General features: G+C 72.3%; 23 protein-coding genes. 12 read left to right on the top strand and 11 right to left on the bottom strand.

The window, feature by feature from the left end:
• Nucleotides 1-100 precede the first annotated feature (100 nt).
• Entirely contained in the window at nt 101-901 is an 801-nt protein-coding gene (locus tag D9V36_RS15710) for an enoyl-CoA hydratase/isomerase family protein (protein WP_129294321.1), read from the bottom strand.
• 333 nt (nt 902-1,234) lie between these two features.
• Between D9V36_RS15710 and D9V36_RS15705 the strand changes: the two genes are divergently transcribed.
• The gene (locus tag D9V36_RS15705; RefSeq protein ID WP_006603288.1) at nt 1,235-1,402 is read left to right on the top strand and encodes a DUF3117 domain-containing protein; all 168 of its coding nucleotides are present in this window, start codon (nt 1,235-1,237) and stop codon (nt 1,400-1,402) included.
• A 221-nt stretch (nt 1,403-1,623) separates the two neighbouring features.
• Here the strand turns inward: D9V36_RS15705 and D9V36_RS15700 are convergent, their stop codons facing one another.
• Nucleotides 1,624-2,196 carry an O-methyltransferase gene (locus D9V36_RS15700; RefSeq protein WP_431357752.1) on the bottom strand — a complete coding sequence of 191 codons (573 nt, stop codon included), beginning with the start codon at nt 2,194-2,196 and terminating at the stop codon, nt 1,624-1,626.
• 396 nt (nt 2,197-2,592) lie between these two features.
• Between D9V36_RS15700 and sigE the strand changes: the two genes are divergently transcribed.
• The 5 genes from sigE to D9V36_RS15675 all read left to right on the top strand — a co-directional run bounded on the left by sigE (nt 2,593) and on the right by D9V36_RS15675 (nt 8,349).
• A complete protein-coding gene (gene sigE / locus D9V36_RS15695; protein ID WP_431357673.1) occupies nt 2,593-3,285 on the top strand; it encodes an RNA polymerase sigma factor SigE in 693 nt (230 codons plus the stop codon).
• Complete coding sequence (locus tag D9V36_RS15690; RefSeq protein ID WP_129294318.1) at nt 3,282-4,322, top strand: zf-HC2 domain-containing protein; 1,041 nt, start codon at nt 3,282-3,284, stop codon at nt 4,320-4,322. Before sigE ends, D9V36_RS15690 begins: the two co-directional genes overlap by 4 nt.
• A gap of 837 nt (nt 4,323-5,159) precedes the next feature.
• Nucleotides 5,160-6,965 (top strand): S1C family serine protease, encoded by a 1,806-nt coding sequence (locus tag D9V36_RS15685; protein ID WP_241721312.1) that lies wholly within the window; start codon nt 5,160-5,162, stop codon nt 6,963-6,965.
• Between the two features lie 116 nt (nt 6,966-7,081).
• Complete coding sequence (locus D9V36_RS15680; RefSeq protein ID WP_129294317.1) at nt 7,082-7,567, top strand: sec-independent translocase; 486 nt, start codon at nt 7,082-7,084, stop codon at nt 7,565-7,567.
• A 119-nt stretch (nt 7,568-7,686) separates the two neighbouring features.
• Complete coding sequence (locus D9V36_RS15675; protein WP_129294316.1) at nt 7,687-8,349, top strand: hypothetical protein; 663 nt, start codon at nt 7,687-7,689, stop codon at nt 8,347-8,349.
• A 102-nt stretch (nt 8,350-8,451) separates the two neighbouring features.
• Here D9V36_RS15675 and D9V36_RS15670 read toward each other — a convergent pair whose 3' ends face one another.
• The 3 genes from D9V36_RS15670 to D9V36_RS15660 form a co-directional block, all read right to left on the bottom strand.
• On the bottom strand, nt 8,452-9,612 hold the full coding sequence (locus D9V36_RS15670) for an Mrp/NBP35 family ATP-binding protein (RefSeq protein ID WP_129294315.1): 1,161 nt from the start codon (nt 9,610-9,612) through the stop codon (nt 8,452-8,454).
• A 97-nt stretch (nt 9,613-9,709) separates the two neighbouring features.
• Nucleotides 9,710-10,291 (bottom strand): DUF1003 domain-containing protein, encoded by a 582-nt coding sequence (locus D9V36_RS15665; RefSeq protein ID WP_129294314.1) that lies wholly within the window; start codon nt 10,289-10,291, stop codon nt 9,710-9,712.
• Nucleotides 10,281-11,588, bottom strand: coding sequence for a magnesium transporter MgtE N-terminal domain-containing protein (locus tag D9V36_RS15660; protein ID WP_129294313.1), 1,308 nt, complete (start codon nt 11,586-11,588; stop codon nt 10,281-10,283). The genes D9V36_RS15665 and D9V36_RS15660 overlap by 11 nt, the downstream gene beginning before the upstream one ends.
• A gap of 197 nt (nt 11,589-11,785) precedes the next feature.
• Between D9V36_RS15660 and D9V36_RS15655 the strand changes: the two genes are divergently transcribed.
• On the top strand, nt 11,786-12,565 hold the full coding sequence (locus D9V36_RS15655) for a hypothetical protein (protein ID WP_129294312.1): 780 nt from the start codon (nt 11,786-11,788) through the stop codon (nt 12,563-12,565).
• A 203-nt stretch (nt 12,566-12,768) separates the two neighbouring features.
• Here D9V36_RS15655 and D9V36_RS15650 read toward each other — a convergent pair whose 3' ends face one another.
• Both D9V36_RS15650 and D9V36_RS15645 read right to left on the bottom strand, forming a co-directional pair.
• Entirely contained in the window at nt 12,769-13,308 is a 540-nt protein-coding gene (locus D9V36_RS15650; protein ID WP_129294311.1) for a hypothetical protein, read from the bottom strand.
• Between the two features lie 102 nt (nt 13,309-13,410).
• Nucleotides 13,411-14,523 carry a magnesium and cobalt transport protein CorA gene (locus tag D9V36_RS15645; protein WP_129294310.1) on the bottom strand — a complete coding sequence of 371 codons (1,113 nt, stop codon included), beginning with the start codon at nt 14,521-14,523 and terminating at the stop codon, nt 13,411-13,413.
• 524 nt (nt 14,524-15,047) lie between these two features.
• On the opposite strand from D9V36_RS15645, the gene D9V36_RS15640 reads away from it, so the two are divergent.
• The gene (locus tag D9V36_RS15640) at nt 15,048-15,632 is read left to right on the top strand and encodes a suppressor of fused domain protein (RefSeq protein WP_129294309.1); all 585 of its coding nucleotides are present in this window, start codon (nt 15,048-15,050) and stop codon (nt 15,630-15,632) included.
• Between the two features lie 138 nt (nt 15,633-15,770).
• On the opposite strand, the gene D9V36_RS15635 is transcribed toward D9V36_RS15640, so the two are convergent.
• The gene (locus tag D9V36_RS15635) at nt 15,771-17,033 is read right to left on the bottom strand and encodes an MFS transporter (protein ID WP_129294308.1); all 1,263 of its coding nucleotides are present in this window, start codon (nt 17,031-17,033) and stop codon (nt 15,771-15,773) included.
• Between the two features lie 287 nt (nt 17,034-17,320).
• On the opposite strand from D9V36_RS15635, the gene D9V36_RS15630 reads away from it, so the two are divergent.
• The 3 genes from D9V36_RS15630 (at nt 17,321) to D9V36_RS15620 (ending at nt 19,895) form a co-directional block, all read left to right on the top strand.
• Nucleotides 17,321-17,959 (top strand): DUF6758 family protein, encoded by a 639-nt coding sequence (locus tag D9V36_RS15630; protein ID WP_129294307.1) that lies wholly within the window; start codon nt 17,321-17,323, stop codon nt 17,957-17,959.
• A 249-nt stretch (nt 17,960-18,208) separates the two neighbouring features.
• Nucleotides 18,209-19,063, top strand: coding sequence for a PHP domain-containing protein (locus tag D9V36_RS15625; RefSeq protein WP_129294306.1), 855 nt, complete (start codon nt 18,209-18,211; stop codon nt 19,061-19,063).
• A gap of 226 nt (nt 19,064-19,289) precedes the next feature.
• Complete coding sequence (locus tag D9V36_RS15620) at nt 19,290-19,895, top strand: MarC family protein (RefSeq protein ID WP_129294305.1); 606 nt, start codon at nt 19,290-19,292, stop codon at nt 19,893-19,895.
• A 142-nt stretch (nt 19,896-20,037) separates the two neighbouring features.
• On the opposite strand, the gene D9V36_RS40925 is transcribed toward D9V36_RS15620, so the two are convergent.
• Nucleotides 20,038-20,190: a hypothetical protein gene (locus tag D9V36_RS40925; protein ID WP_086716590.1), complete on the bottom strand. Its 153-nt coding sequence runs from the start codon at nt 20,188-20,190 to the stop codon at nt 20,038-20,040.
• 203 nt (nt 20,191-20,393) lie between these two features.
• Here D9V36_RS40925 and D9V36_RS15615 point away from each other — a divergent pair, with 203 nt between their 5' ends.
• Entirely contained in the window at nt 20,394-21,323 is a 930-nt protein-coding gene (locus D9V36_RS15615) for an NYN domain-containing protein (RefSeq protein ID WP_129294304.1), read from the top strand.
• A gap of 75 nt (nt 21,324-21,398) precedes the next feature.
• On the opposite strand, the gene D9V36_RS15610 is transcribed toward D9V36_RS15615, so the two are convergent.
• Entirely contained in the window at nt 21,399-21,878 is a 480-nt protein-coding gene (locus tag D9V36_RS15610; protein ID WP_129294303.1) for an SRPBCC family protein, read from the bottom strand.
• Nucleotides 21,879-22,097: 219 nt separating this feature from the next.
• Nucleotides 22,098-22,964 carry an alpha/beta fold hydrolase gene (locus D9V36_RS15605; protein ID WP_129294302.1) on the bottom strand — a complete coding sequence of 289 codons (867 nt, stop codon included), beginning with the start codon at nt 22,962-22,964 and terminating at the stop codon, nt 22,098-22,100.
• Between the last annotated feature and the right edge of the window lie 3 nt (nt 22,965-22,967).

Genomic DNA, 22,967 nt, shown 5'->3' with positions numbered 1-22,967 from the left:
GGCCGGCCGACGAGTCCGGCGGGGCCGGTCCGCCGGCAGCCGGGTCGGCTGCACCGGTCCGTCGGCGCCGGGTCGCCGGCCCCCGGCCGCCGACGCCGGGTCAGCGTCCCAGGAAGACCGGCTTCTCCTTCTTCACGAACGCCTCGACCGCGATCGCGTGGTCCTCCGACGCCCCCGCCCGGCCCTGCAGCTCGTCCTCCTTGCCGAGGGTTTCGGCGAGCGAGTGCCCCGCCCCGTAGGCCAGCGACTCCTTGATCGCGGCATAGGCGGCGGTCGGGCCCTGGGCCAGCCGGCGGGCGATGTCCGCGGCCGCCGTGGCCAGCTCGTCGGCCGGCACCACCTTGTTGGCGATGCCCAGGTCGTAGGCCTCCTGGGCGCTGATGTTGCGAGGGAAGAGCAGCAGATCGGCGGCCCGGCCGTGGCCGATCAGCCGCGGCAGCGTCCAGGACACCCCGGAGTCGGCGGTCAGCGCGACGCCCGCGAAGGAGGTGTTGAAGGACGCGGTGTCGGCGACCACGCGGTAGTCCGCGGCCATGGCGAAGCCCGCACCGGCGCCCGCGGCGACCCCGTTGACCCCCGCGACCACGGGCTTGGGCATCTCGGTCAGCGCCGTCACGATGGGGTTGTAGTGCTCACGCACGGTGTTCATGGTGCCCCCGGAGCCGGTGGCCCGGTCCTCGGCCAGCAGCCCGATGTGCTCCTTGAGGTCCTGTCCGACGCAGAAGGCGCGCCCGGTGGCGGTCAGCAGAACGGCGCGTACGGCCGGATCGGCGGCGGCCTCCTTCAGGGTGTCCCGCAGCAGGACCTTCGCCTCGATGTTCAGCGCGTTCATCGCGTCGGGGCGGTTGAGAGTGATCGTCGCGAGTCCGTCGGTCACGTCATAGAGCACGGTGTCGGCCATAGTGGGAATCCCCTCCGTCGCGGCTGGGACTGCTCGTCAGCGGCAGCCAGCGCTCAGGATGCCGGAGATCATCGGGCCCCGGCATGTGACGTACATCAAAGATTGCGGGCGCGTCGGAGGTCGGCGGGCGGAGAAGTATCGCAGCCACCTCCCCGAATTGAGGGGGTTTGCGAGAGCGGGTTGCCGAAGGGATGCGGCCCGATGTTGGTCATCGGGTCGTTCGATGCGGGATAATGGCCTGGAAGCAATCTGTTCGATGCCGGTGACACGTGCCTATCCGGGCCGTCGGCTGAGATGAGCTTGATTGAGCTGGTTTCAGGAAGGGGAACGAGCATGGCGGCCATGAAGCCGCGGACGGGCGACGGCCCGCTCGAGGTGACCAAGGAGGGGCGGGGCATCGTCATGCGCGTTCCGCTCGAAGGCGGCGGGCGGCTCGTCGTCGAGCTGACCCCCGACGAAGCCAAGGCCCTGGGTGAGGCCCTGGACAAGGTCACCGTCTGACAAGGGCGGCGCAACCGGCGGTTTCCCGGGGCTGACCCCGGTATCCCCAGCCGAATTACCCCGGCCCCGGCATGTGGCACGCGCCAACGCGCGCCACATGCCGGGGCCGTTTGCCTTTCCTGGAGCTGGAGCTGGAGCCGGGGCGGGGGCCGGGTCTCGGTTCGGGCTCGGGCCTGTGACCTGCGGCCGGTGGCTTGCGGCGGCCGGGAGGCCGGGGCCGGTCAGCCGCGCTTGACCGCGCACAGCAGGCCGTCGCCTACCGGTAGCAGAGCCGGTACCAGCGTGGTGCTCTCCCGGACGGCCCGCAGCAGTTCCCGCAGCCGCAGTACCTCGGCGGGCTGCAGCGACGAGTCGACCGTACGGCCGTCGGCGAAGACGCCCTCGAAGCAGACCAGGCCGCCGGGGCGCAGCAGCCGCAACGATTCAGCGAGGTATTCCAGGCACTCCATGAGGTCGCCGTCGCAGAACACGAGGTCGTAGCCGCCGTCCGCGAGGCGGGGCAGTACGTCCAGCGCGCGGCCCGGAATGAAGCGGGCGCGGTTCCCGGCGAAGCCGGCCGCACGGAACGCCTGCTTGGCGAAGGTCTGCCGCTCCGGTTCGAGATCCACGGTGGTCAGCACCCCGTCGGGCCGCATGCCGTGCAGGAGATAGATGCCCGACACGCCCGTGCCGGTGCCGATCTCGGCGACCGCCTTGGCATCGGCGGCGGCCGCGAGCAGGCGGAGGGCCGCGCCGGTGCCGTTCGTCACCGTACGGATGCCGGCTTCGCGCGCGCAGTCGCGGGACCACTGCAGGGCGGTCTCGGCGCTGTCGTCGAGGGTCCCGGCGCCGTACGCCTCGGCGAAAGCCAAGCTCGTCTGCCGGTTGCCGGTAATGGCCCTCTCCTGTCCCCGTAGTTGACGCAACCGTGACTGTATCCGCTGCGTCCGGGAACCCGCAGATGGGACCGGACGTTGAAGACGGGAAGGGGATGACGGGGGGATGCACCGGTGAAGACCGCGCGTGACACGAATCATGAACAGAAGCAGGACCAAATGCAGGTCAAAACTGCTTATCCGGAGCTAACGGGCGAGGTGGATATGGTAGGGGCTCTACTGGACACCACCAGAGCCACCAGGGGAGGTGCGGCTGCGGCGGGTGACCGAGGAGTGCTGAGGCGCTTGAAAAGGTCGTTCGCCGAGCCGAAATCCGTGACAGACACTGCTGACCGTTCCCGCGCCCATGGCCAGAAGGCCAGGGGAGGGGCCCCCGTCGCCGACTCCGCAACCACCGCGACCTTTGCCGCAGACGCGGATGCGCAGGCGTGGACTCCGCCCAGCTGGGAGGAGATCGTCAGCACCCACAGCGCGCGGGTCTACCGCCTCGCCTACCGCCTCACCGGCAATCAACACGACGCCGAGGACCTCACCCAGGAGGTGTTCGTCCGCGTCTTCCGCTCGCTGTCGACGTACACCCCCGGCACCTTCGAGGGCTGGCTGCACCGGATCACCACCAACCTCTTCCTGGACATGGTCCGCCGCCGTCAGCGCATCCGCTTCGACGCGCTCGGTGACGACGCCGCCGAGCGGCTGCCCAGCCGCGAGCCCTCGCCCCAGCAGGTCTTCAACGACACCCACTTCGACGCCGATGTACAGCAGGCGCTGGACACCCTCGCGCCCGAGTTCCGGGCCGCCGTCGTCCTGTGCGACATCGAGGGCCTGTCGTACGAGGAGATCGCCGCCACGCTCGGTGTCAAGCTCGGCACGGTCCGCAGCCGGATCCACCGCGGCCGCTCCCACCTGCGCAAGGCCCTCAAGCACCGCGCCCCGGCCACCCGTGCCGAAGAGCGTGCGCAGCGGCGGTCGTTGGCCGTGGTGCCCACGGGGGAGGTCGGAATCGCGTGAGCGGCAGTGGCGGTCCGTCCCCCGCCGAGCAGCATCTCGGCGACCGCCTCGCGGCCCTGGTCGACGGCGAGTTGGGGCATGACGCACGCGAGCGGGTGCTCGCGCATCTTGCGACATGCGGACGGTGCAAGGCAGAAGCCGACGCCCAGCGTCGGCTGAAAAGCGTATTCGCCGAGACGGCACCCCCCGGTCCTTCCGAGGGGCTGCTGGCGCGACTGCAGCAACTGCCCGGTGGCGACCCGGAAGGGCCCGGCAGCCGCCTCGGCAACGGCAGTCGGCTCGGCAATGGCAGCAGGCTCGGCAATGGCAGCTTCGGGCGCGGTGAGTTCGGGCGCGGCGGATTCGGACGTGGCGAGTTCGCCCGACGCGGCGAGTTCGTCCGCGGCGGTGACGCGTTCCGCTATGTCCCCTCCGACAGCCACTCCGGCCATCCCATGGCGGCGGTGCCCCTGCAGCCCCGCGGGCGCGGCTTCCGGCTGCAGGAGAGCTACCGGCCCGCGCAGCGGCGCCGGTTCGCCTTCGCGGCGGCCGGTGCGGTCTCTCTCGCGGCCTTCGCACTGGGCGGTGCCCTCCCGCTGGAGGGGGCGGTCGATCTGCCCGGCGGACGCGTCGACGGCGGCGGTACGGCCGTCACCCCGCTCAGCGTCAGCCCGGCGGCCGACGCCGGTGCTCTCCTGCGTGGTGGGGAATTTCCCGCCAAGAATTCCCGGTCCGGCCCCTGGCGGCCGTCCGGCGGTCCGACCATGGCCCCGGCCCCCAGCGCCATGACCCTGTACGGCCCCACCGCGGCACCCCCCACCCCGCAGTCCCCGGCGCCGGCGTCCGCCCAGGCCGGCCGCTTCGGCCTGTCGCCCCTGATAGCCGCGACGGGTCCGGCCTCGGCGTCCTACCTCGCGCCCCTGGTGGCCGGCCCGGGCAAGGCCCCGGTGCGGAAGAACCCGCCCGCGCCCCCGCCTCTGGAACCCATGCGTCCGCCGACCGGTTCCGCGATCGCGGCAGCCCCCTCCGTCCCTGGCTCAACCCCGGCCCAGCGCTGACCGTCTCCTGCGCAGCCCCATGGGGAACTGGTTGAATCCCTGTGGGCGGCGCACCCCTGACCGGGCGCGTACCGCGAGGTGGTGGTGGCCCGCGCAGGTCCGCGGGCGAATTCTGGGGAGAGCATGGACGACGGTAAGGCCGCCGGGCCGAAGCTGAAGTGGTGGAGCCGCCCGGGAGACACCCCGCGCACCGAACCGTCCGCCGAGGCCGGTGCGGAGGCGCTGCCGCCCGCCGACGGCACGGCAGGCGGCGTTGCGGGCGGCACGGTGGCCGAAGCATCCGGCGTATCCGGCGTATCCGGCACCTCTGAGGCGCAGGGCGCGGGCGCGCAGGACTGGATCGTCCGTCCGCCGGAGCCGCGCGAGGGCTCGGGGGCGGGCATATCGCCGGAGCCTGCTTCCGGGAGCGCCGGGAGCGCCGGGAGCCCCGAAGTGGACGCCGCGAACGATGAGTTGACGGTGGCGCGCGGAACGGCGGCCCCGGACCGGACGCGCGAGGAGGAGGCCAGGACCGCGGGCGCCGGGACGAGCGGTGCGCGACCGGCCCCGTCGACCATGACGCTCGGCCGGGTGACCGGTGCCACGCGGGACACTGCGGGTGCCACGCCGGACGAGGCGCTGCCCGGGGCAGACGAGGCCCCGGAGGAAACGACCACGGCCACGACGACGACCACGACCACGACCAGGGTGACAGCCCCTGCCCCTGCGTCCGGGACGCCCGCCGCCGGGACCCCTGCGTCCGCGACGCCCGCCGCCGGGCCTCCTGCGTCTGGGGCTCCCGACTCCGGGGCCCCCGCATCCGGGACCCCGAGCGCCACACCGCCGCGTCAGCAGCCCTTGCACGCCGAGGACCCGTACGGCACCCCTCCGTACGGCGGTCCCGGTCCGTGGGCGCCCGCACCGCCCGTACAGCGGCCGGTGGCCACCCCGGCGCACGGCACCGTCCTTCCGCCGACGGCCGGGCCGCAGCCCCCGTACGGCGCCCCGGCCGCCGAGCCGCCCGCCGCCCACCCGGGACTCCGGAAGCCCGGCCCCTCGCAGCCCCCTTCCGCTCCGGGTGCCGCCCCCAGCCTCGACGCACCGCAGCCCGACGCGGCACAGCCTGGCCCCCAGCCGCCCGACGCACCCCAGCCCACCGCCCCGCAAGTCACCGGCCCGCAGACCACCCCCCTGGGCGCCGTGCCCGGACCGGCGGCAGCCGGACCCAACGGCTCGGTGCAGGACGGCATGGACGGTACGGACGGCGCCTTCGTCCCCCACCCCGGCGACGGCGGCCCCCGCCCGGCAGCCGCCCCCGCCGCCCCCTACGCGGCCCAGCCCCAGCCCTACCCCGGCCGGCCCGGCGACCACGGACCGTCCTCCGCCCAGGGACAGCACCCCACCTCCCAGGGACAGCACCCCGCCGCCCACGGACAACACCCGGCTCCCCAGGCACAGCAGCACCCCGCCCCCCACGGTGCCTGGCAGCACTACGACCCCTGGCGCGCGCCCCTGCAGGGCGGCCCCCTCGCCCCGTCGCCGCACGACCGGCGCCGTCGGCGCGGGCAACTGGTCGCCGGCGCGGTGGCGCTGGCGCTGCTCGCGGGCGGCATCGGCGGCGGCATCGGCGCGTATGTCGAGCGCTACGGCGGGATCAACGACATCAGGCTGCCGCAGTCCGCCGGTGACGGGGCGGGCCGCCGGCCCGACAGCGTCGCCGGAATCGCGCAGACCGCGCTGCCCGGCGTCGTCACGATCCATGTGCGGGGCAGTGCCGAGCAGGGCACCGGCACCGGCTTCGTCCTCGACCACCAGGGCCACATCCTCACCAACAACCATGTCGTCGAGCCGGCCGGCAAGGGGGGCGAGATCTCGGTGACCTTCAGCGGCGGCCAGACGGCCAAGGCCAAGGTCGTCGGCCAGGACGGCGGTTATGACCTCGCCGTCGTCCAGGTGGAGGGCGTCACGGGACTGCGTCCGCTCACCCTCGGCAACTCCGACTCCGTGCAGGTCGGCGACCCGGTGGTGGCGATCGGCGCACCCTTCGACCTCGCCAACACCGTCACCTCGGGGATCATCAGCGCCAAGCAGCGCCCGATCACCGCGGGCGGCGAGAAGGGCGACGGCAGCGATGTCTCGTACGTGGACGCGCTGCAGACCGATGCGCCCATCAACCCCGGTAACTCCGGCGGCCCGCTGGTGGACGCCAAGGCGCGGGTGATCGGCATCAACAGCGCCATCCGGGCGGCCGACGGAGGCAGCGGCACGGTCGGCGGCGCCCAGGGCGGCAGCATAGGGCTGGGCTTCGCCATACCGATCAACCAGGCCAAGCGGGTGGCCGAGGAGCTGATCAACACCGGCCGGGCGACCCATCCGGTGATCGGCGTGACCCTGGAGATGGAGTACGCCGGCGACGGAGCGCGGGTCAGCGAGCACAGCAAGAGCGGCAAGCCGCCGGTCATCCCGGACGGCCCCGGCGCCAAGGCCGGGATCAAGGCCGGTGACGTGATCACCAAGGTGGACGGTGCCCCGGTGCACAGCGGTGAGGAACTGATCGTCAAGATCCGCAGTCACCGGCCCGGCGACACGCTGGCACTCACCCTCCTGCGGGGCGGCAAGGACCGCTCCGTACGGCTCAGCCTGGGTTCCTCCAGTACGGGCTGATCGTTTGCATGGTGTTGGCACGGGCGACTCCCGCCCGACGTACGGGGCCAGGTACCGTGATAGGCGGCCTGGCCCATAGGCCGTCGAAGGCCGCGGATTACCCAAGGAGCTGCTAGGTGTTCTTCGATATAGGACCCCTCGAGCTGGTGGCGCTCGTGATCCTCGCGGTGCTCGTCTTCGGTCCGGACAAGCTGCCCAAGGTGATCCAGGACGTCATGGGCTTCATCCGCAAGGTGCGGGCGTTCTCCGACAGCGCCAAGGAAGACATCCGCAGCGAGCTCGGGCCGGACTTCAAGGACTTCGAGTTCGAGGACCTCAAGCCCAAGAACTTCGTGCGCAAGCATGTCCTGGACAAGGACGAGTACGGCCTCAAGGACCTCCAGGAGGTCCGTAACGGCTTCGACCTGAAGAAGGAGATGGCCGAGGTCACCGACGCCGTCCACGGCCACGACAGCGCCTCTTCCGCCACGCCCTCGAACGGGGCAGGTACCGGCCTGTCCAAGGAGTCCCCGGCTGCCTCCGCCGGGCGCCCCGACCTGGTGAAGAAGACCGGGAGCCCTCAGCCGGACGAGCGTCCGCCGTTCGACGCCGACGCCACCTGACACACACCGGTATGACCGGCTGTGTTGACGCCTATGGCTATGCTCCGGGTGTCCGGGGTTCGGTCGCCTGAGGGGGGCGGGCCGCCCACGACGCAGGGCAACAAGGAGGCTCCGCGCAGATGGAGACGACGAGTCGGACAGCGGCACAAGGGGTGTCCGCGGAGGCCGGCCGGAAGGTCGACGGCTATCTGCTGGCCGCGTTCCCGTGGTACGGCCTCGACGAGGCGTTCACCGGTCCGCGCTGGTTGATGCAGGTCGGCGCAGCCGCGGACGGCACCGTCGAACACGGTGCCACGGGGCATGGCGAGGAGCCCACCATCAAGGTGGAGCCGCCGCAGGAAGAGCGGTTCGCGGTCGTGGTGACGGTCGCCAGCCGCCCCGTACGGCGCAGCGCCGACGGCACCGGTGTACTGGAGGCGACCTCGGTCTCGACGGCCGCCTGGCTCGCCGGCTCGGGCCTGCTCGCACAGACCTGGCCCACCCGGATGGACCGGTCGCTGCGCCAGGACTGGCTGGACCAGCAGACGATGCTCGCCTGGGAGCTGGCCGACGATCTCGGCGGCGGGAGCTGGAGCGAGCTGATGCTGCCGGTGGACGGCGTGCCGACGTCCTTCGCCTACCGCGAGTCCGAGTACGGCTGGGTCCTGGCCGGCTCGGCGAGCGAGGGGCCCGAGGGCTCCGAGGGCTCTGAGGGCGTCCACATCGGCGCCTACGGGCGGGGGATGAGCGCGTACGGGCTGGGCTTCTCGGTGATCAAGGATCTGGCCGAGTACGAGGGCTGAACGGCGGCGCGACAGGTGCGCTGAACGGCAACGCGGAAGGGGCGGGCCCGCACGGGCCCGCCCCTTTTTGTGCGTCATCCGGTGTCCGCGGCGGTCGCGCTCTCAGAACTTGTTGCGCGGGGTGATGCCCAGCGACATGCCCTGCAGGCCCCGCTGCCGGCCGCCCAGCTTGCCCGCGATCGTGCGGATCGCCGCGCCGGCGGGGGAGTCGGGGTCGGTCAGCACGACCGGCTTGCCCTCGTCGCCGCCCTCGCGCAGCCGGACGTCGATCGGAATGGCACCGAGCACCGGCACCTGCGTACCGGTCGTCTTCGTCAGGCCCTCGGCGACCCGCTCGCCGCCGCCGGTGCCGAAGACGTCGACCATCTCGTCGCAGTGCGGGCAGGGCAGCCCGGACATGTTCTCGACCACGCCGACGATCTTCTGGTGGGTCTGCACGGCGATCGAACCGGCCCGCTCGGCGACCTCGGCCGCGGCCTGCTGCGGGGTGGTGACGACCAGGATCTCGGCGTTCGGGACGAGCTGGGCCACCGAGATGGCGATATCACCCGTGCCGGGCGGCAGGTCCAGCAGCAAGACGTCCAGGTCGCCCCAGTACACATCGGCCAGGAACTGCTGGAGCGCGCGGTGCAGCATCGGGCCGCGCCAGACCACCGGGGCGTTGCCCGGGGTGAACATGCCGATCGAGATGACCTTCACGCCGTTCGCCGACGGCGGCATGATCATGTTCTCGACCTGGGTGGGCTTGCCGTCGGCGCCGAGCATGCGGGGCACCGAGTGGCCGTAGATGTCGGCGTCCACGACACCGACCTTCAGTCCGTCGGCCGCCATCGCCGCGGCGAGGTTGACGGTCACCGACGACTTGCCGACGCCGCCCTTGCCGGAGGCGACGGCGTAGACCCGGGTCAGCGAACCGGGCTGGGCGAACGGCACCTCGCGCTCGGCGGTGCCCCCGCGCAGCGACGCCGCCAGCTCCTTGCGCTGCTCGTCGCTCATCACGTCCAGCTCGACGGCGACGGAGGTGACGCCCTCGACCCGCTCGACGGCTTCCCGCACGTTGTTGGTGATCGTCTCGCGCATCGGACAGCCGGAGACCGTGAGGTAGACCACGACAGCCACCGCGCCGTCCGCCGCGATGTCCACCGATTTGACCATCCCCAGCTCGGTGATGGGGCGGTGGATCTCGGGGTCGTTCACCGTCGCGAGCGCGTCGCGGATCGCGTCCTCGCTCGGTGCGGTGCCTGGGGGAGTGTCGATGGCCATGCAGAGATAGTACGGCCGCGCGAAGCGCGACCCAAAGGGGCGGTGGTCGGGCGACGGGAGGGCGGTACGGCGGGTGAGGGTGCCTCCGGAAAGGCCGTCAGCGGTCGCGTTCGTCACTCTCCGCGCCGGCCGGCTGCCGCAGCTCCAGATCCCTCAGCAGGTCCTCCAGCTCGGAGCGGATCCAGTCGCGGGTGGCGACCTCGCCCAGGCCGAGCCGCAGGGCCGCGATCTCCCGGGTCAGATACTCGGTATCGGCGATGGACCGCTCGTTCTGCTTGCGGTCCTGCTCGTGGGTGACCCGGTCGCGGTCGTCCTGGCGGTTCTGCGCCAGCAGGATCAGCGGCGCGGCGTACGACGCCTGCAGGGACAGCGCCAGCGTCAGGAAGATGAACGGGTACTGATCGAACCTCAGGCCGCTGGGCGCCGTGGTGTTCCAGATGACCCACAGGATGATGGTGACGGTCATCCAGACGATGAAGCGGCCGGTCCCCAGGAAGCGGGCGATCTTCTCCGAGAGCCGCCCGAACGCCTCCGGGTCGTACTCCGGCAGGAACGTACGGCGCGGCGCGCGCGGCTGGTCGAGGCGCACCCGCGGCCGGTCCGCGGCGCCCCGGCGCAGCGCCGAGGAACCGTTCGCCCGCGACCGCTCCCTGGCGCTCTCCCGCTCCTCACCGGCCATGCGCACTCTCCCCGAGGGGCGGGTCGCCGTTCAGGCCGGCCGTGGCCGGGCCGTGCAGCCCGTCCTCCCGCCAGTCGTCCGGCAGCAGATGGTCCAGTACGTCATCGACGGTGACCGCGCCCAGCAGCGCCCCGCTCTCGTCCACGACGGGGGCGGCGACCATGTTGTACGCGGCCAGATAGCTGGTCACCTCCGGCAGCGGGGTGTCCGGCGGTAGGGCCGGCAGATCGGTGTCGGCGATCGAGCTGACGAGGGTGAAGGGCGGGTCGCGCAGCAGCCGTTGGAAGTGCACCAGGCCCAGGTATTTGCCGGTGGGCGTCTCGTCCGGCGGCCGGCAGACATAGATCTGGGCGGCCAGCGCGGGCGAGAGGTCCGGGTCGCGCACCCGCGCCAGCGCGTCCGCGACCGTCGCGTCCGGTCGCAGCACGATCGGCTCGGTGGTCATCAGGCCGCCCGCGGTCCGCTCCTCGTAGGACATCAGCCGCCGCACATCGGCGGCCTCCTCCGGCCGCATCAGCGCCAGCAGCCGTTCCTTCTCCTCCTCCGGCAGCTCGGAGAGCAGATCGGCGGCGTCGTCGGGGTCCATCGCTTCCAGGACGTCGGCGGCCCGCTCGTCCTTCAGCTTGCCGATGATCTCGACCTGGTCGTCCTCCGGCAGCTCCTCCAGGACATCCGCCAGCCGGTCGTCGTCGAGCGCCGCGGCGACCTCGGCGCGCCGCTTGGCGGAGAGGTGGTGCAGCACACCGGCGAGGTCGGCGGGCCGCAGCTGTTCGAAGGTGGCGAGCAGGCTCTCCGCGCCCTGCCCGTGCTCCTCCAGCGAGAAGCCGGTCACCGCCGACCACTCCACGGTCAGCGTCTCGCCCTTGCGGCGCAGCGCCCCGCCCTTCCCCTTCCGTACGAAGACCTTGTCGATCTCCCAGTCGCGGCGGGCCGGCAGCTGGGTGAGGCCGATGTCGAGGACGGTGACCTCTTCGTCGGTCTCCACCAGGCGCACCCGCCGGTCGAGCAGTTCGCCGAGTACCAGCGTCTCGGACGCCCGCTGCTCGAAGCGCCGCATATTGACCACGCCGGTGATGATGATCTGGCCGGACTCCACCCCGGTCACCCGCGTCATGGGCACGAAGATCCGGCGCCGGCTGATCACCTCGACGACCACCCCGAGCACCCGCGGGGGGCGGTCGCCGACCCGGAGCAGCGCGACGAGGTCCCGCAGCCGGCCGACCTGGTCGCCGTTGGGGTCGAAGACGGCGATGCCGGCGAGATGGGAGACGAAGACCCGGGGAGTCACCACTGCCATGCAGAGTGCCGCCCTTTCTCCCGTTAGGCCCCGAAACAGGGCATCAATGCGGGTTCAGGCTAACGCGCCCCGGCCCGCGCCGCCCCGGGGAAGGAGGCCGTAGGGTGACCGCCACGCACCCCGCCGAAGACCGTGCGCGGCCCAGGTACGCTGCCGTACTGCTGTCGAGGTCACCCGCATCAGGAGGCACAGCCGACGTGAGCGCAATTCCCCCGGGCGCCGGCCCCCGACCCCTGGCCGGAACCCGTCGTACGGGACGGGCCGCGCTCGTGGGGGCGGCCTGTGCGGTACTGGCCGTGGCGGTGACGGGCTGCGGCGGGGAAGACCCGGACGCCGGCACCAACGGCGTGGGGAAGCTGCCCGCCGCGAAGATCGAATCCAAGGCGCGGGCCGCGGCCCAGCGGGCGGACACCGTGCACCTCTCCGGCAATGTCGTCAGCCAGGGCCGCACCTACAAGCTCGACATGCGGCTGGCGAAGGACGGCGCGAAGGGGGAGCTGACCACGAAGGCGGCCGCCTTCCAGCTGCTGCGGGTCGGCGACGCGCTCTATCTGAAGGCGGACGCGGCCTTCTGGGCCGGCGAGAAGAGCGCCGGCTCGGGCAAGCCCAGCCAGGCGGCGGGCAAGCTCGACGGCAAATACGTCAAGGTGCCCGCCAGCGACCCGGTCTACCAGCGCTTCAGCGGCTTCACCGACAAGGACACCCTGCTCGCCGGCCTCCTCGGACTGCACGGCAAGCTGACCACCGGCAACCGCAGCGACATCGATGGCGTCCGCACCGTCCGGGTGGCCGCCGGCGCGGGCTCCGGCGGCACCCTGGACGTCTCCCTGGAGGGCACGCCCTACCCGCTGCGGCTCCAGCGCGCCGGCGGCGCGGGGGTGGTCCGGCTGGCCGACTGGGGCCGGAGCGTGGACCTCAAGGCCCCGCCCACGAACCAGGTCGTGGACTACGGCTCCAAGATCTCCGGCAAGCGCTGAGAGAGGGTCCTGGCAAGCGCCGGGCCCAGCACCGCGCAAGCGCTCGGACGGAGAAAAGGCCGGGAAAGGGCCGGAAAAAGGCTGAGATCCGGGGACGGGCCGCGGCCCTCACCACCCGGGTCCGGCACCTTGCGTCACCACCCGGGTTCAGCCCCTTTGCGTCACCACCCGGGGGCGGCTTCCTGCGCCATCACCCCCCGGCTTCAGCCCTTGCGCCCCCGTCGCAGCAGCTTCGGCAGTGCCGCAGGGACCGGACGCCGGGTGATCGCGGGGGTCGCGAGCGGCGGTGCGGCGTGTGAGTCGTCCGGCATCTGTCCGGGGCGCTGCTCCGCCGCCCCGGTCGGCTCCAGGCGCAGCACCCGGCACTCGCGCGCCCAGCGCTCCGTGAGGGTGTCGGCATCCGGCGCGTTGAGGCGCTTGCCCTTCAGCTCGTCGACGGCGGCCTGCCAGGCCTCGCTCCCGGGCGCCGGCTCGACGACGGTGGCCTGCCAGGCGACCAGCCGGCCGCCCTTGTCCTTGCTGCGTACGGTGACCGTCGCCGTACCGCCGTCGGTGAGCCCGAGGCCGTCCAGCGGCTGTTCGCCGGCCCCGCCCCCGACGAGGCAGGCGGCTCCGTCGTGCCACAGGTGCCACAGCGCCCGGGCCGGGCCGGTGTTCCCGCGCACCCAGATGAGGCCGGACTTCTTGGTGGCCTCTTCGATGAGCGCCCGATCCTGCAGGGCCTGCGACACGGTCTCCGTCATGCGGACCAGCCTAATGGCCGCGGTCGCGGCGCTCCGGGGCCGCCCGGACGGTGGGACGCGGCGGACCGGAGCGCGGTGGTCCCGGACGTCGCCCGCCCCGCGTCAGAGCCACCCGTTGCGCTTGAACCCGCGGTGGATGCCGAAGCAGATGGCGACCGTCACCAGCATCATCGCCGGATAGCCGAACTTCCAGTGCAGCTCGGGCATGTAGTCGAAGTTCATGCCGTAGATCCCGGCGATCATCGTGGGGACGGCGAAGATCGCCGCCCACGCCGTGATCTTGCGCATGTCCTCGTTCTGCGCGACGGCCGCCTGCGCGAGGTTGGCCTGCAGGATGGAGTTGAGCAGATCGTCGAAGGACAGCACCTGCTCGTTGACCCGCGCCAGGTGGTCGGCGACGTCCCGGAAGTACTTCTGGATGTCGGAGTCGACCAGCCGCATCGGACGCTCGCTCAGCAGCTGCATCGGCCGCAGCAGCGGCGACACCGCCCGCTTGAACTCCAGCACCTCACGCTTGAGTTGGTAGATCCGCCCGGCGTCGCCGCCCTTGGGAGAGCCCTTGCCGTTGGTGCCCGAGCTGAAGACGTCGATCTCCACCTCGTCGATGTCGTCCTGGACCGCGCCGGCCACCGCCATATAGCCGTCGACGACCTGGTCGGCGATGGCGTGCAGCACCGCGGACGGGCCCTTGGCCATCAGCTCCGGGTCGTCCTGCAGCCGGTGCCGCAGCGCGCGCAGCGAGCCCTGGCCGCCGTGCCGCACGGTGACGATGAAGTCCCGGCCGGTGAAGCACATCACCTCACCGGTCTCCACCACCTCACTGGTGGCGGTCAGCTCGGTGTGCTCCACGTAGTGGACCGTCTTGAAGACGGTGAACAGGGTCTCGTCGTAGCGCTCCAGCTTCGGCCGCTGGTGGGCGTGCACGGCGTCCTCGACGGCGAGCGGGTGCAGCCCGAACTCCTGGGCGATACCGGCGAATTCGGCCTCGCTGGGCTCGTGCAGCCCGATCCAGGCGAAGCCGCCCTCGGAGCGGACCGAGGCCATCGCCTCGGCCGGGGTGACGTGCTCGCTCACCCGGCGGCCCTCGCGGTACACACCGCAGTCGACGATGGCGCTGTTGGTGCAGGCCGGGGCGGACTTCTCGTAGTGGTACGGGGTGCTGTCGCGCCGCCGGGACGGGCGGACGGCGGCACGCAGGTCACGGATCATCGACATGGCAGGCTCCTTCACGGGCCGGCCGTCAGTGGCGAGCGCGGGGCGCAACGCTGCCCGGAACGTGGACGTACGAGGCGTCATCGGCTGTACGTCCGCAAAGCGGGCGGCGCTCGTGCGAGGGCACTGACGGCAGTTCGCAGAAAACACGGAACAAAGAGTCGAAGGCGCTCTTCCGTCATCTACATCCGGCGCAAAGGTGCTTCCTTGGTTTCGCCGCTGAGCGGCGGGGTACGGAAGCTCTCGGATCAGGAGATTCGCTGCGCGAAGGGGACGACAGGAGAACTATCGGTACTGCACGGTCGACTCGGATCCACCGCAGCCCCACCTCCTCCGGCCGGTCCCCGTTGGGGGACGACGTCATTCCCTGAGCAGACGGCAAGGCTATCAGCCGCCTGCGGTGTTGCAGCGCCGCTTTGCCCGTTCCATACGAAGAACGGGACACCGCGCCGGGGTCCCGGACGGCGCCCGGGGCAAGCCCGTGGAGCGGTGACGGCAGGGCGAAGGCTCCGGCCTATGCTCGCGGCATGTCTGACGTTCTTGAGCTGGTCGAGGCCCGGTTGCGGACGACCCTGGGCGAGCCGGACGCGCGCGCCGCCGTCACGTTCCTCGGCACCGACCGTATCGAGGTCCTCCGCTTCGTGGACGACGGGGTGGTGCGATACGCCACGCTCGGGATGTCCGCGCAGCCCATGGCCGACCCCACCGCCGTGCTGGCCGATCCGCTGCGCGGTCCGCGCGCCGAACTCCTGCTGTCCGTACGCGCCGGCCGTGTGGAGAGCGACAAGGTGCTCAGACCGCTCGCCGTGCTCGCCGCGTCGCCGCAGGTCGAGGGGGTGGTGGTGGCTCCCGGAGCCTCGCTGGACGTGGGGGAGCCGCTGTGGCCGGGGGCGGCGTTCACCTCGGTTCTGGTCGCCTCGCCCGGGGGCCTTGTCGAAGACCTGGCACTCGATGAGCCGAGGGAGCCGGTCCGCTTTCTGCCGCTGTTGCCGATGACGCCCAACGAGGCCGCCTGGAAGCGGGTGCACGGCGCCGAGGCCCTGGAGAAGCGCTGGCTGGAGCACGGCACGGATCTGCGCGACCCGCTGCGTACGGGCGTACCGCTCGACTGAGCCGCGCGCGACGGTACGACGGTGCACGCCCCGTCCACCCTCCGAAGAGGGCGGACGGGGCGTCAGTTCCGGTGCGGGGCGGGCTGCGTGGCGCGCGCGGTGCCCGGTGCGGCTCAGCCGGCGAGGACCGCGACCGCGTCAGTCGGCGAGGGCTGCGACCGCGTCCCGTCCGGCCTGCCGCGGCGCCGGTACCTCGGCCCCGGTGGTCAGTGCCCGGCGCCGGACGGCGACGATGCAGGCGCCGGTCACCGCTGCTGCGGCCGCGACCACGAAGGGGAGGTGGATATCGGTCCACTCCTCGATCTTGGGCGCGAGGAACGGCGCGGCGGCCGCCGCGAACCACCGGACGAAGTTGTAGCCGGCGCTCGCCACGGGCCGGGGCGCGTGGGAGACGCCCAGGGCCAGCTCCGTGAAGACGGTGTTGTTGAGGCCGATGAAGGCGCCGGAGGCGACCGTGCAGACGACGGCGGTGGTGTGGTCGCCGTAGCCGAGCACGAGCAGGTCGGCCGCGAGCAGCAGCAGCGAGCCGGCCAGCACCTTCAGCGAGCCGAAGCGGTGCTGCAGCCGGGGCGCCACGATCACCGAGAACACCGCGAGCAGCACGCCCCAGGCGAAGAAGACCCCGCCGGACTTGTACGGCGACATGTTCAGCACGAACGGGGTGAAGGCCAGCACCGTGAAGAACGCGTAGTTGTAGAAGAACGCGGCCACGGCGGTGGCGGCCAGGCCACCGTGGCCGAGCGCCTTGAGCGGGTCGAGAAGCGAGGTCCTGGCCGCCGGCTTCGGCTGCTCCTTGAGGAAGGCCGTGATGGCGAGGAAGCCGATGGCCATCAGGGCGGCGGTGCCGAAGAACGGGTAGCGCCACTTCATGTCGCCGAGGATCGCGCCGAGCAGCGGGCCGCAGGCCATGCCGAGCCCCAGCGCGGACTCGTAGAGCAGGATCGCCGCCGCGGATCCGCCGGCCGCCGCGCCCACGATGACCGCCAGCGACGTCGAGACGAACAGGGCGTTGCCCAGGCCCCAGCCGGCCCGGAAGCCGACGAGCTCGCCGACCGACCCCGACATCCCGGAGAACGTGGCGAAGACCACCACCAGCGCCAGGCCGGCCAGCAGCGTCTTGCGGCCGCCGATGCGGCTGGAGACGAAGCCGGTGAGCAGCATCGCGACGGCGGTGATCAGGAAGTAGGAGGTGAAGAGGAGGGAGACCTGGCTGTTGGTGGCGTGCAGGCCCCGGGCGATCGAGGGGAGGATCGGGTCGACGAGGCCGATGCCCATGAAGGCCACGACCGAGGCGCCCGCCGTGGCCCATACGGCCTTCGGCTGGCGGAGGACGGACGCGCCGCCCCCGCCGGACGGATCGTCCGCGCCGCCGCCGTGGCCGCTGCCCTTCGTGCCGTTCATGCTGAAGATCCCCTTCCCGTTGGGTTGCCGGTTGCGTGCCCCTGGATCCCGGGGCCCGCGGGTGAATGCCGGGGGCCAGTCGGCCCGCCGGGATCGTTGACGTTTACACACAATAAGTTAGACACGCTAAAGACTGCAAGTAGCAACTACTTTCCTGGTCGTGTGGGCGGTCGGACGGGCGGGTTGCCGGGAAGTGGTCAAATGCACGGCGGGGCAGGTGATTCGGGGCACACCGGTGGCGTGATCGTCCTTGACGCGGCGGCGGGGCTGGAGGACCGTGGAGGGCTATGAGGGGCGAACCCAGTTGTCCGAAGTGCGGAGGCCGGGTTCGGGCGCCCGGTCTCTTCTCCGACACCTGGCAGTGCGCGCTGCACGGCACCGTGCACCCACTCCAGCCCGTCGTCCCGCCGAGCGTCGAAGCGCTCGGCGTTGTCGTGCAGCGCGCGCAGGTGCCCGTGTGGATGCCCTGGCCGCTGCCGGTCGGCTGGCTGTTCACCGGCGTGGCCTGCGCCGGTGACGACCGCAGCGGCGGCCGCGCGACCGCGGTGGCCTGCACGGGCCCCGGCCCGCTCGGCGGCCCCGGCGAACTGCTGCTGATCGCCGAGGAACTGGGCGTCGGCCTCGGCGCGCGCTACGCCGGTATCGACGGCCCCGACCCCGGCCCCCATATGTGCGTGGACAAACCGCCGCACGCCAAGGTGCTCGCCGCCGGCCGCCCGACCGCCTTGTGGCATGTCGACGGTGCGCCCGCGGACCGTGCGGTCTTCGCGGGCGAGGCGCGCGGGCTGTGGCTCTGGGCGATCGTCTGGCCCGAGCAGTCGGGGCTGCTGCTGTACGACGAGCTGGTGCTGACCGATCTGCGCGAGGCGGGCGCCGAGGTGGATCTGCTGCCGTGCGGGGCCATCTCGCCGCGGATCCTGGGCTGAGGGCCGGCCGCTCGGGGGCGGCCGCTCGGGGCGGCGTCGAGGCCGGCCGCCGGAGGCGGAGGTGCGGACCCCGGCGGTGCGGACCCCGGGGTGGCCTCCCTCACCGTCCGCCGGGCCATGGGCGCTACCGGCCGCCCGGTATCCTTCCGGTGTCCCCTGGGGCGTACCTCCCCCGGCCTCCTGCCGGGCCCGCCCCGTATCTGTCCCGCATCCGTCCCGTCCGTCCCGCAGCAGTCTGGAGTCCGCGTCGTGCGCATCGATCTGCACACCCACTCCACGGCGTCCGACGGTACGGACACGCCCGCGGAGCTGGTGCGCGGCGCCGCGGCCGCGGGGCTGGACGTCATCGCGCTGACCGACCACGACACCGTCGGCGGGCACGCCGAGGCGCGGGCCGCGCTGCCCGCGGGGCTGACGCTGGTCACCGGCGCCGAACTCTCCTGCCGGCTCGACGGGGTGAGCCTCCATATGCTCGCCTACCTCTTCGACCCCGAGGAGCCGGAGTTCGCCCGTGAGCGCGAGCTGGTGCGGGACGACCGGGTGCCGCGGGCCCGGGGGATGGTCGCCAAGCTGCGGGAGCTCGGTGTGCCGGTCACCTGGGAGCAGGTCGCCCGGATCGCCGGCGACGGCGCCGTGGGACGGCCGCACATCGCCACCGCCCTCGTCGACCTGGGCGTGATCGACTCCGTCTCGGACGCCTTCACCTCCGAGTGGCTGGCGGGCGACGGGCGGGCGTACGTGGAGAAGCACGAGCTCGACCCGTTCGACGCGATCCGGCTGGTCAAGGCCGCCGGCGGGGTCACCGTCTTCGCGCATCCGCTGGCCGTCAAGCGCGGCTCCTGCGTACCCGAGAGCGCGATCGCCGCTCTCGCCGCGGCGGGTCTCGACGGCATCGAGGTCGACCACATGGACCACGAGGAGCCGACCCGCGCGCGGCTGCGCGGCCTGGCCGCCGACCTCGGACTGCTGACCACCGGTTCCAGCGACTACCACGGCAGCCGCAAGACCTGCCGCCTCGGCGAATACACCACCGACCCCGAGATCTACGGCGAGATCGTGCGGCGCGCGACCGGCGCCTTCCCCGTTCCCGGCACGGGCGGCTGACCCGCGCGGCCGCCGGCCGCCGCGCACACCCCGTATCCCGGCACTCCACCGGCACCTGTCCGGTGCCGCCGGGCGACGGTGCGGATACCGCCCTGCGCCCGTCGCTGCCCGCCCACCTCCTCCTCCCCTTTCCCGGCCCCTTTCCTTCCCTGGCCGCCTTACGGATCCGCGCCCGTGCGCCGCCCGTGAGCGCTCGTCCCGTACCACCTCTCGCAAGGCCTTCACCGTGTTCGACATCGCTGTCTTCAGTACGCTCTTCGTCACCCTCTTCGTGATCATGGATCCGCCGGGTATCACCCCGATCTTCCTGGGCCTGACCTCCGGCCGGCCCGCCAAGGTGCAGCGCCGGATGGCCTGGCAGGCGGCCACCGTCGCGTTCTGCGTCATCGCCGTCTTCGGCCTCTTCGGCCGGCAGATCCTGGGGCGGCTGCACATCTCTACGCCCGCGCTGATGATCGCGGGTGGGCTGCTGCTTCTGCTGGTCGCACTGGATCTGCTGACCGGGAAGTCGGAGGAGCCGACCCAGACCAAGGACGTCAATGTGGCGCTGGTGCCGCTGGGCATGCCGCTGCTGGCCGGGCCGGGCGCGATCGTGTCGGTGATCCTCGCGGTGCAGCACGCGCACGGCTTCGCCGCCCAGCTCTCCGTCTGGACGGCGATCGCGGCGATCCATGTGGTGCTCTATCTGGTGATGCGGTTCTCGCTGGTGATCATCCGCGTGATCAAGGACGGCGGAGTGGTCCTGGTGACGCGGCTGGCGGGCATGATGCTCTCCGCGCTCGCCGTGCAGCAGATCATCAACGGCGTGCTGCAGGTGATCCAGGGAGCCTGACGCCCGCCCGGGTGCCGGGAACCGGGCGCGGACACCGCAGCGCCCCCGTACGACGGCTGATTCCAGTCGTCGTACGGGGGCGCTCGTGCGGCGCGGCCGTGCGCGGGCCGGGTGCTCGCGTCATCGGGCGGCGGGATGGGCGTTAACGGACGGCGGTGCCGGCCGGGCGGATGTAGATGCGCTGGCCCGTTGCGGCGGCCTGCTGCACGATCCGGTTGACGGAGGCGGCGTCCACGACGGTGCTGTCCACGGCGGTGCCGTCGACATCGTCCAGGCGCATGATCTCGAAGCGCATACGGCTTCTCCCTTCGTCTGATCCTCCTGCGGAGAACTTCTGGGTATACGAGCCGCCCGGCGTCGCTGCCGGGCGCTCCGTCCATGTATAACGACCTGCCCAGTGCAATCATTCCCTACGCTAAAGAAAAATTTCGACGGCCTAAGTACGGAGCGGTAGCGCGGTTGTGCCCGCGGAGTGACCGCCCGGAGAATGGGTCCGGTATGAACAACGACGTCCAGCCCACGGGCCACACCGACCTCACGGCGCTCGCCGCCGGGATCGAGCGCACCAACGAGCTGCTCACCCGGGTGCTCGCCGAGGTCTCCACCAGCCCGTCCACCCATGCGGCCTTCGTGGACGCGGGCTATGTCTACGCCGCGGCGGGACGGCTGGTCACCGGCACGGAGGACCGCAAGGCGTTCGATCTCGACGCCGAAGGGATCATCGAGGCCTTTATCGACAAGGCCCGGATGATCTTCCCGGACAGCCGGCTGCTGCGCGTCTACTGGTACGACGGCGCCCGCCGCCGGATCCACACCCAGGAACAGCAGCGGATCGCCGAGCTGCCCGATGTGAAGGTCAGGCTCGGCAACCTCAACGCCAACAACCAGCAGAAGGGCGTCGACTCCCTGATCCGCTCCGACCTGGAGTCGCTGGCCCGGCACCGCGCGATCAGCGATGCGGTGCTCATCGGCGGCGACGAGGACCTGGTCTCCGCGGTGGAGGCGGCACAGGGCTATGGGGCACGGGTGCATCTGTGGGGCATCGAGGCCCCGGGCGGCCGCAATCAGGCCGAGCCGCTGCTGTGGGAGGTCGACAGCGCGCGCACCTTCGACCTGGAATTCTGCAAGCCGTACGTCACCCGGCGGATCGGCGTCGAGTGCGGCGACCAGATGACGGGGGAGGGGCCCGCGCCCAGCCGTGAGGAGGTCCGCTTCGTCGGGGCACGGGTCGCCGCGCAGTGGCTGTCGGAACGCGGCCGCGAGTGGGCGGCCGGGCTGCTGCCGGGCCACCCGTATCTGCCCGGCGCCGTCGACCAGGAACTCCTGACCGCCGCGGAGGCGCTGCTGCGGCACTCCCTGCGCAGCCACGCCGACCTGCGGCGGGTCCTGCGCGACGGCTTCTGGGAGCACGTCCAGGGGCAGTACTAGACCGGTACCAGGCCGCACAGGCGCCGGCGGCAGGTCTTGTCGGCACCACTCCCGCGGCGCCGCGGGGCGGGCCGCTCAGGCCCTCGCCAGCAGCTCGGTGAGGCGGTCGAAGAAGCCTGCCCAGCCCGCCTCCGCCTGGCGGTACTGCTCGGAGGTGAGGTTGCCGCCCAACTGGCGGAAGGCCATCTCCGTACGGTCACCGAGATCGGTCAGGGTGACCCGGACGATCTCGCCCTCGGAGCTCGGCGCGGCCGTGTCCCTGAGGGTGAACTCCAGGCGTTCCGGGGCGGCCACCTCGCGGTAGACCCCGGAGAACGGCAGCTCGCCGCCGTCCGGGGTGCGCATGACCAGCGTCCAGACCCCGCCCGGCCGGGCGTCCATCGTCATCCGCTCGACCGGCACCGCCAGTTCCCCGCCGAACCAGTACGCGAAGTGCTCGGGCGTCGTCCACGCCGCGAAGACCAGCTCACGGCGGGCGTCGAAGGTCCGGTTGAGCGCGATGCCGTGAGGGGCGTCCTCGGCGCCGGCCGGGGAAGTCGACGGATTCTCGGTCATGGTCGGGCCCTTCGTGCGAAGCGGTGCCGGCCGGGCGCCGGTGGGGGCCCGCCTTTCTCGATGCTCGCCGAACCGCCCCGCGCTGTCCTGGCGACGCCGTCCGCTCGGCCCACACGCGCCGGCGGCGGTCCCGGACGGCCGGGCGGCACTCAGCCCACACCGCTCCCCGACGGCCGGGTGGCACTCAGCCCACGCCGCTCCCCGACGGCCGGGTGGCACTCAGCCCACGCCGCTCCAGAACCCGGCAAGCGCCTCGGCCGTCTTCTGCGGCCGTTCGGCATTGGGGGAGTGCTCGGCGCCCTCGATGACGGTGCGCCGGGCGGACAGCCGCTCGGCCATCGCGTCCATCGACGGCACCGGCCACGCATAGTCGACGGCGCCGGAGACCACATGGGTGGCCATGCCCGTACGGGCCAGCTCCGCCACCCGGTCGGGCTCTTCCAGCATCTGACGGCCGGTCGCGATCAGCTGCTCGGGAACGGTGTTCAGCCAACGGCGGTACAGGAACGCGCCGATCTCCGGTGGCGTCGACGCCTCCGCCGCCTCCGGGGGATCCAGCTCGCGCATCGCCCGCCAGACGCTCTCCATGTCGAGCGTGCCGAGCGCCTCGATCAGCATCCGCACCCGGGCCTGCTGGGACGCCTCGATGGCGGCGGGACCGGAGCTGAGCACGGTCAGCGAGCGGAACGGGGCCGGGTCGAGCAGCACGGCGGCCCGGGTGACCAGCCCGCCCAGCGAGTGCCCCAGCAGATGCACAGGACCGCCGTCCGGCTCCCGTAGGGCCCGCGCCTGGGCCAGCACATCGAGCGCCAACTCCCTTTGCACATAAGACCGTTCGTCGCGGGGGCCGGGGGACTCGTGCTGTCCGCGCCCGTCCACGGCGACCGCCCGGAACCCCGCCGCGGCCAGCGGGGCCAGCAAGGCGATGAAGTCCTCCTTGCTGCCGGTGAATCCGGGCACCAGCAGGGCGGTCCCGATCGGCGCGGCATCGGGACGAGCGTCCTGCACGGCGAAGGAGCCGCGCTCGGTGTCGAGTCGGTACGCACGGGCGCACGGGGGGAGTGTGAGGGTGGGCGGCCTGCTCATGGG

This window comes from Streptomyces lydicus, from assembly GCF_004125265.1.
GTDB classification, from domain to species: Bacteria; Actinomycetota; Actinomycetes; order Streptomycetales; family Streptomycetaceae; genus Streptomyces; species Streptomyces lydicus_C.
The sequence above is the reverse complement of the archived record's forward strand: the minus strand, read 5'-3'. Positions and strand labels throughout refer to the sequence as shown.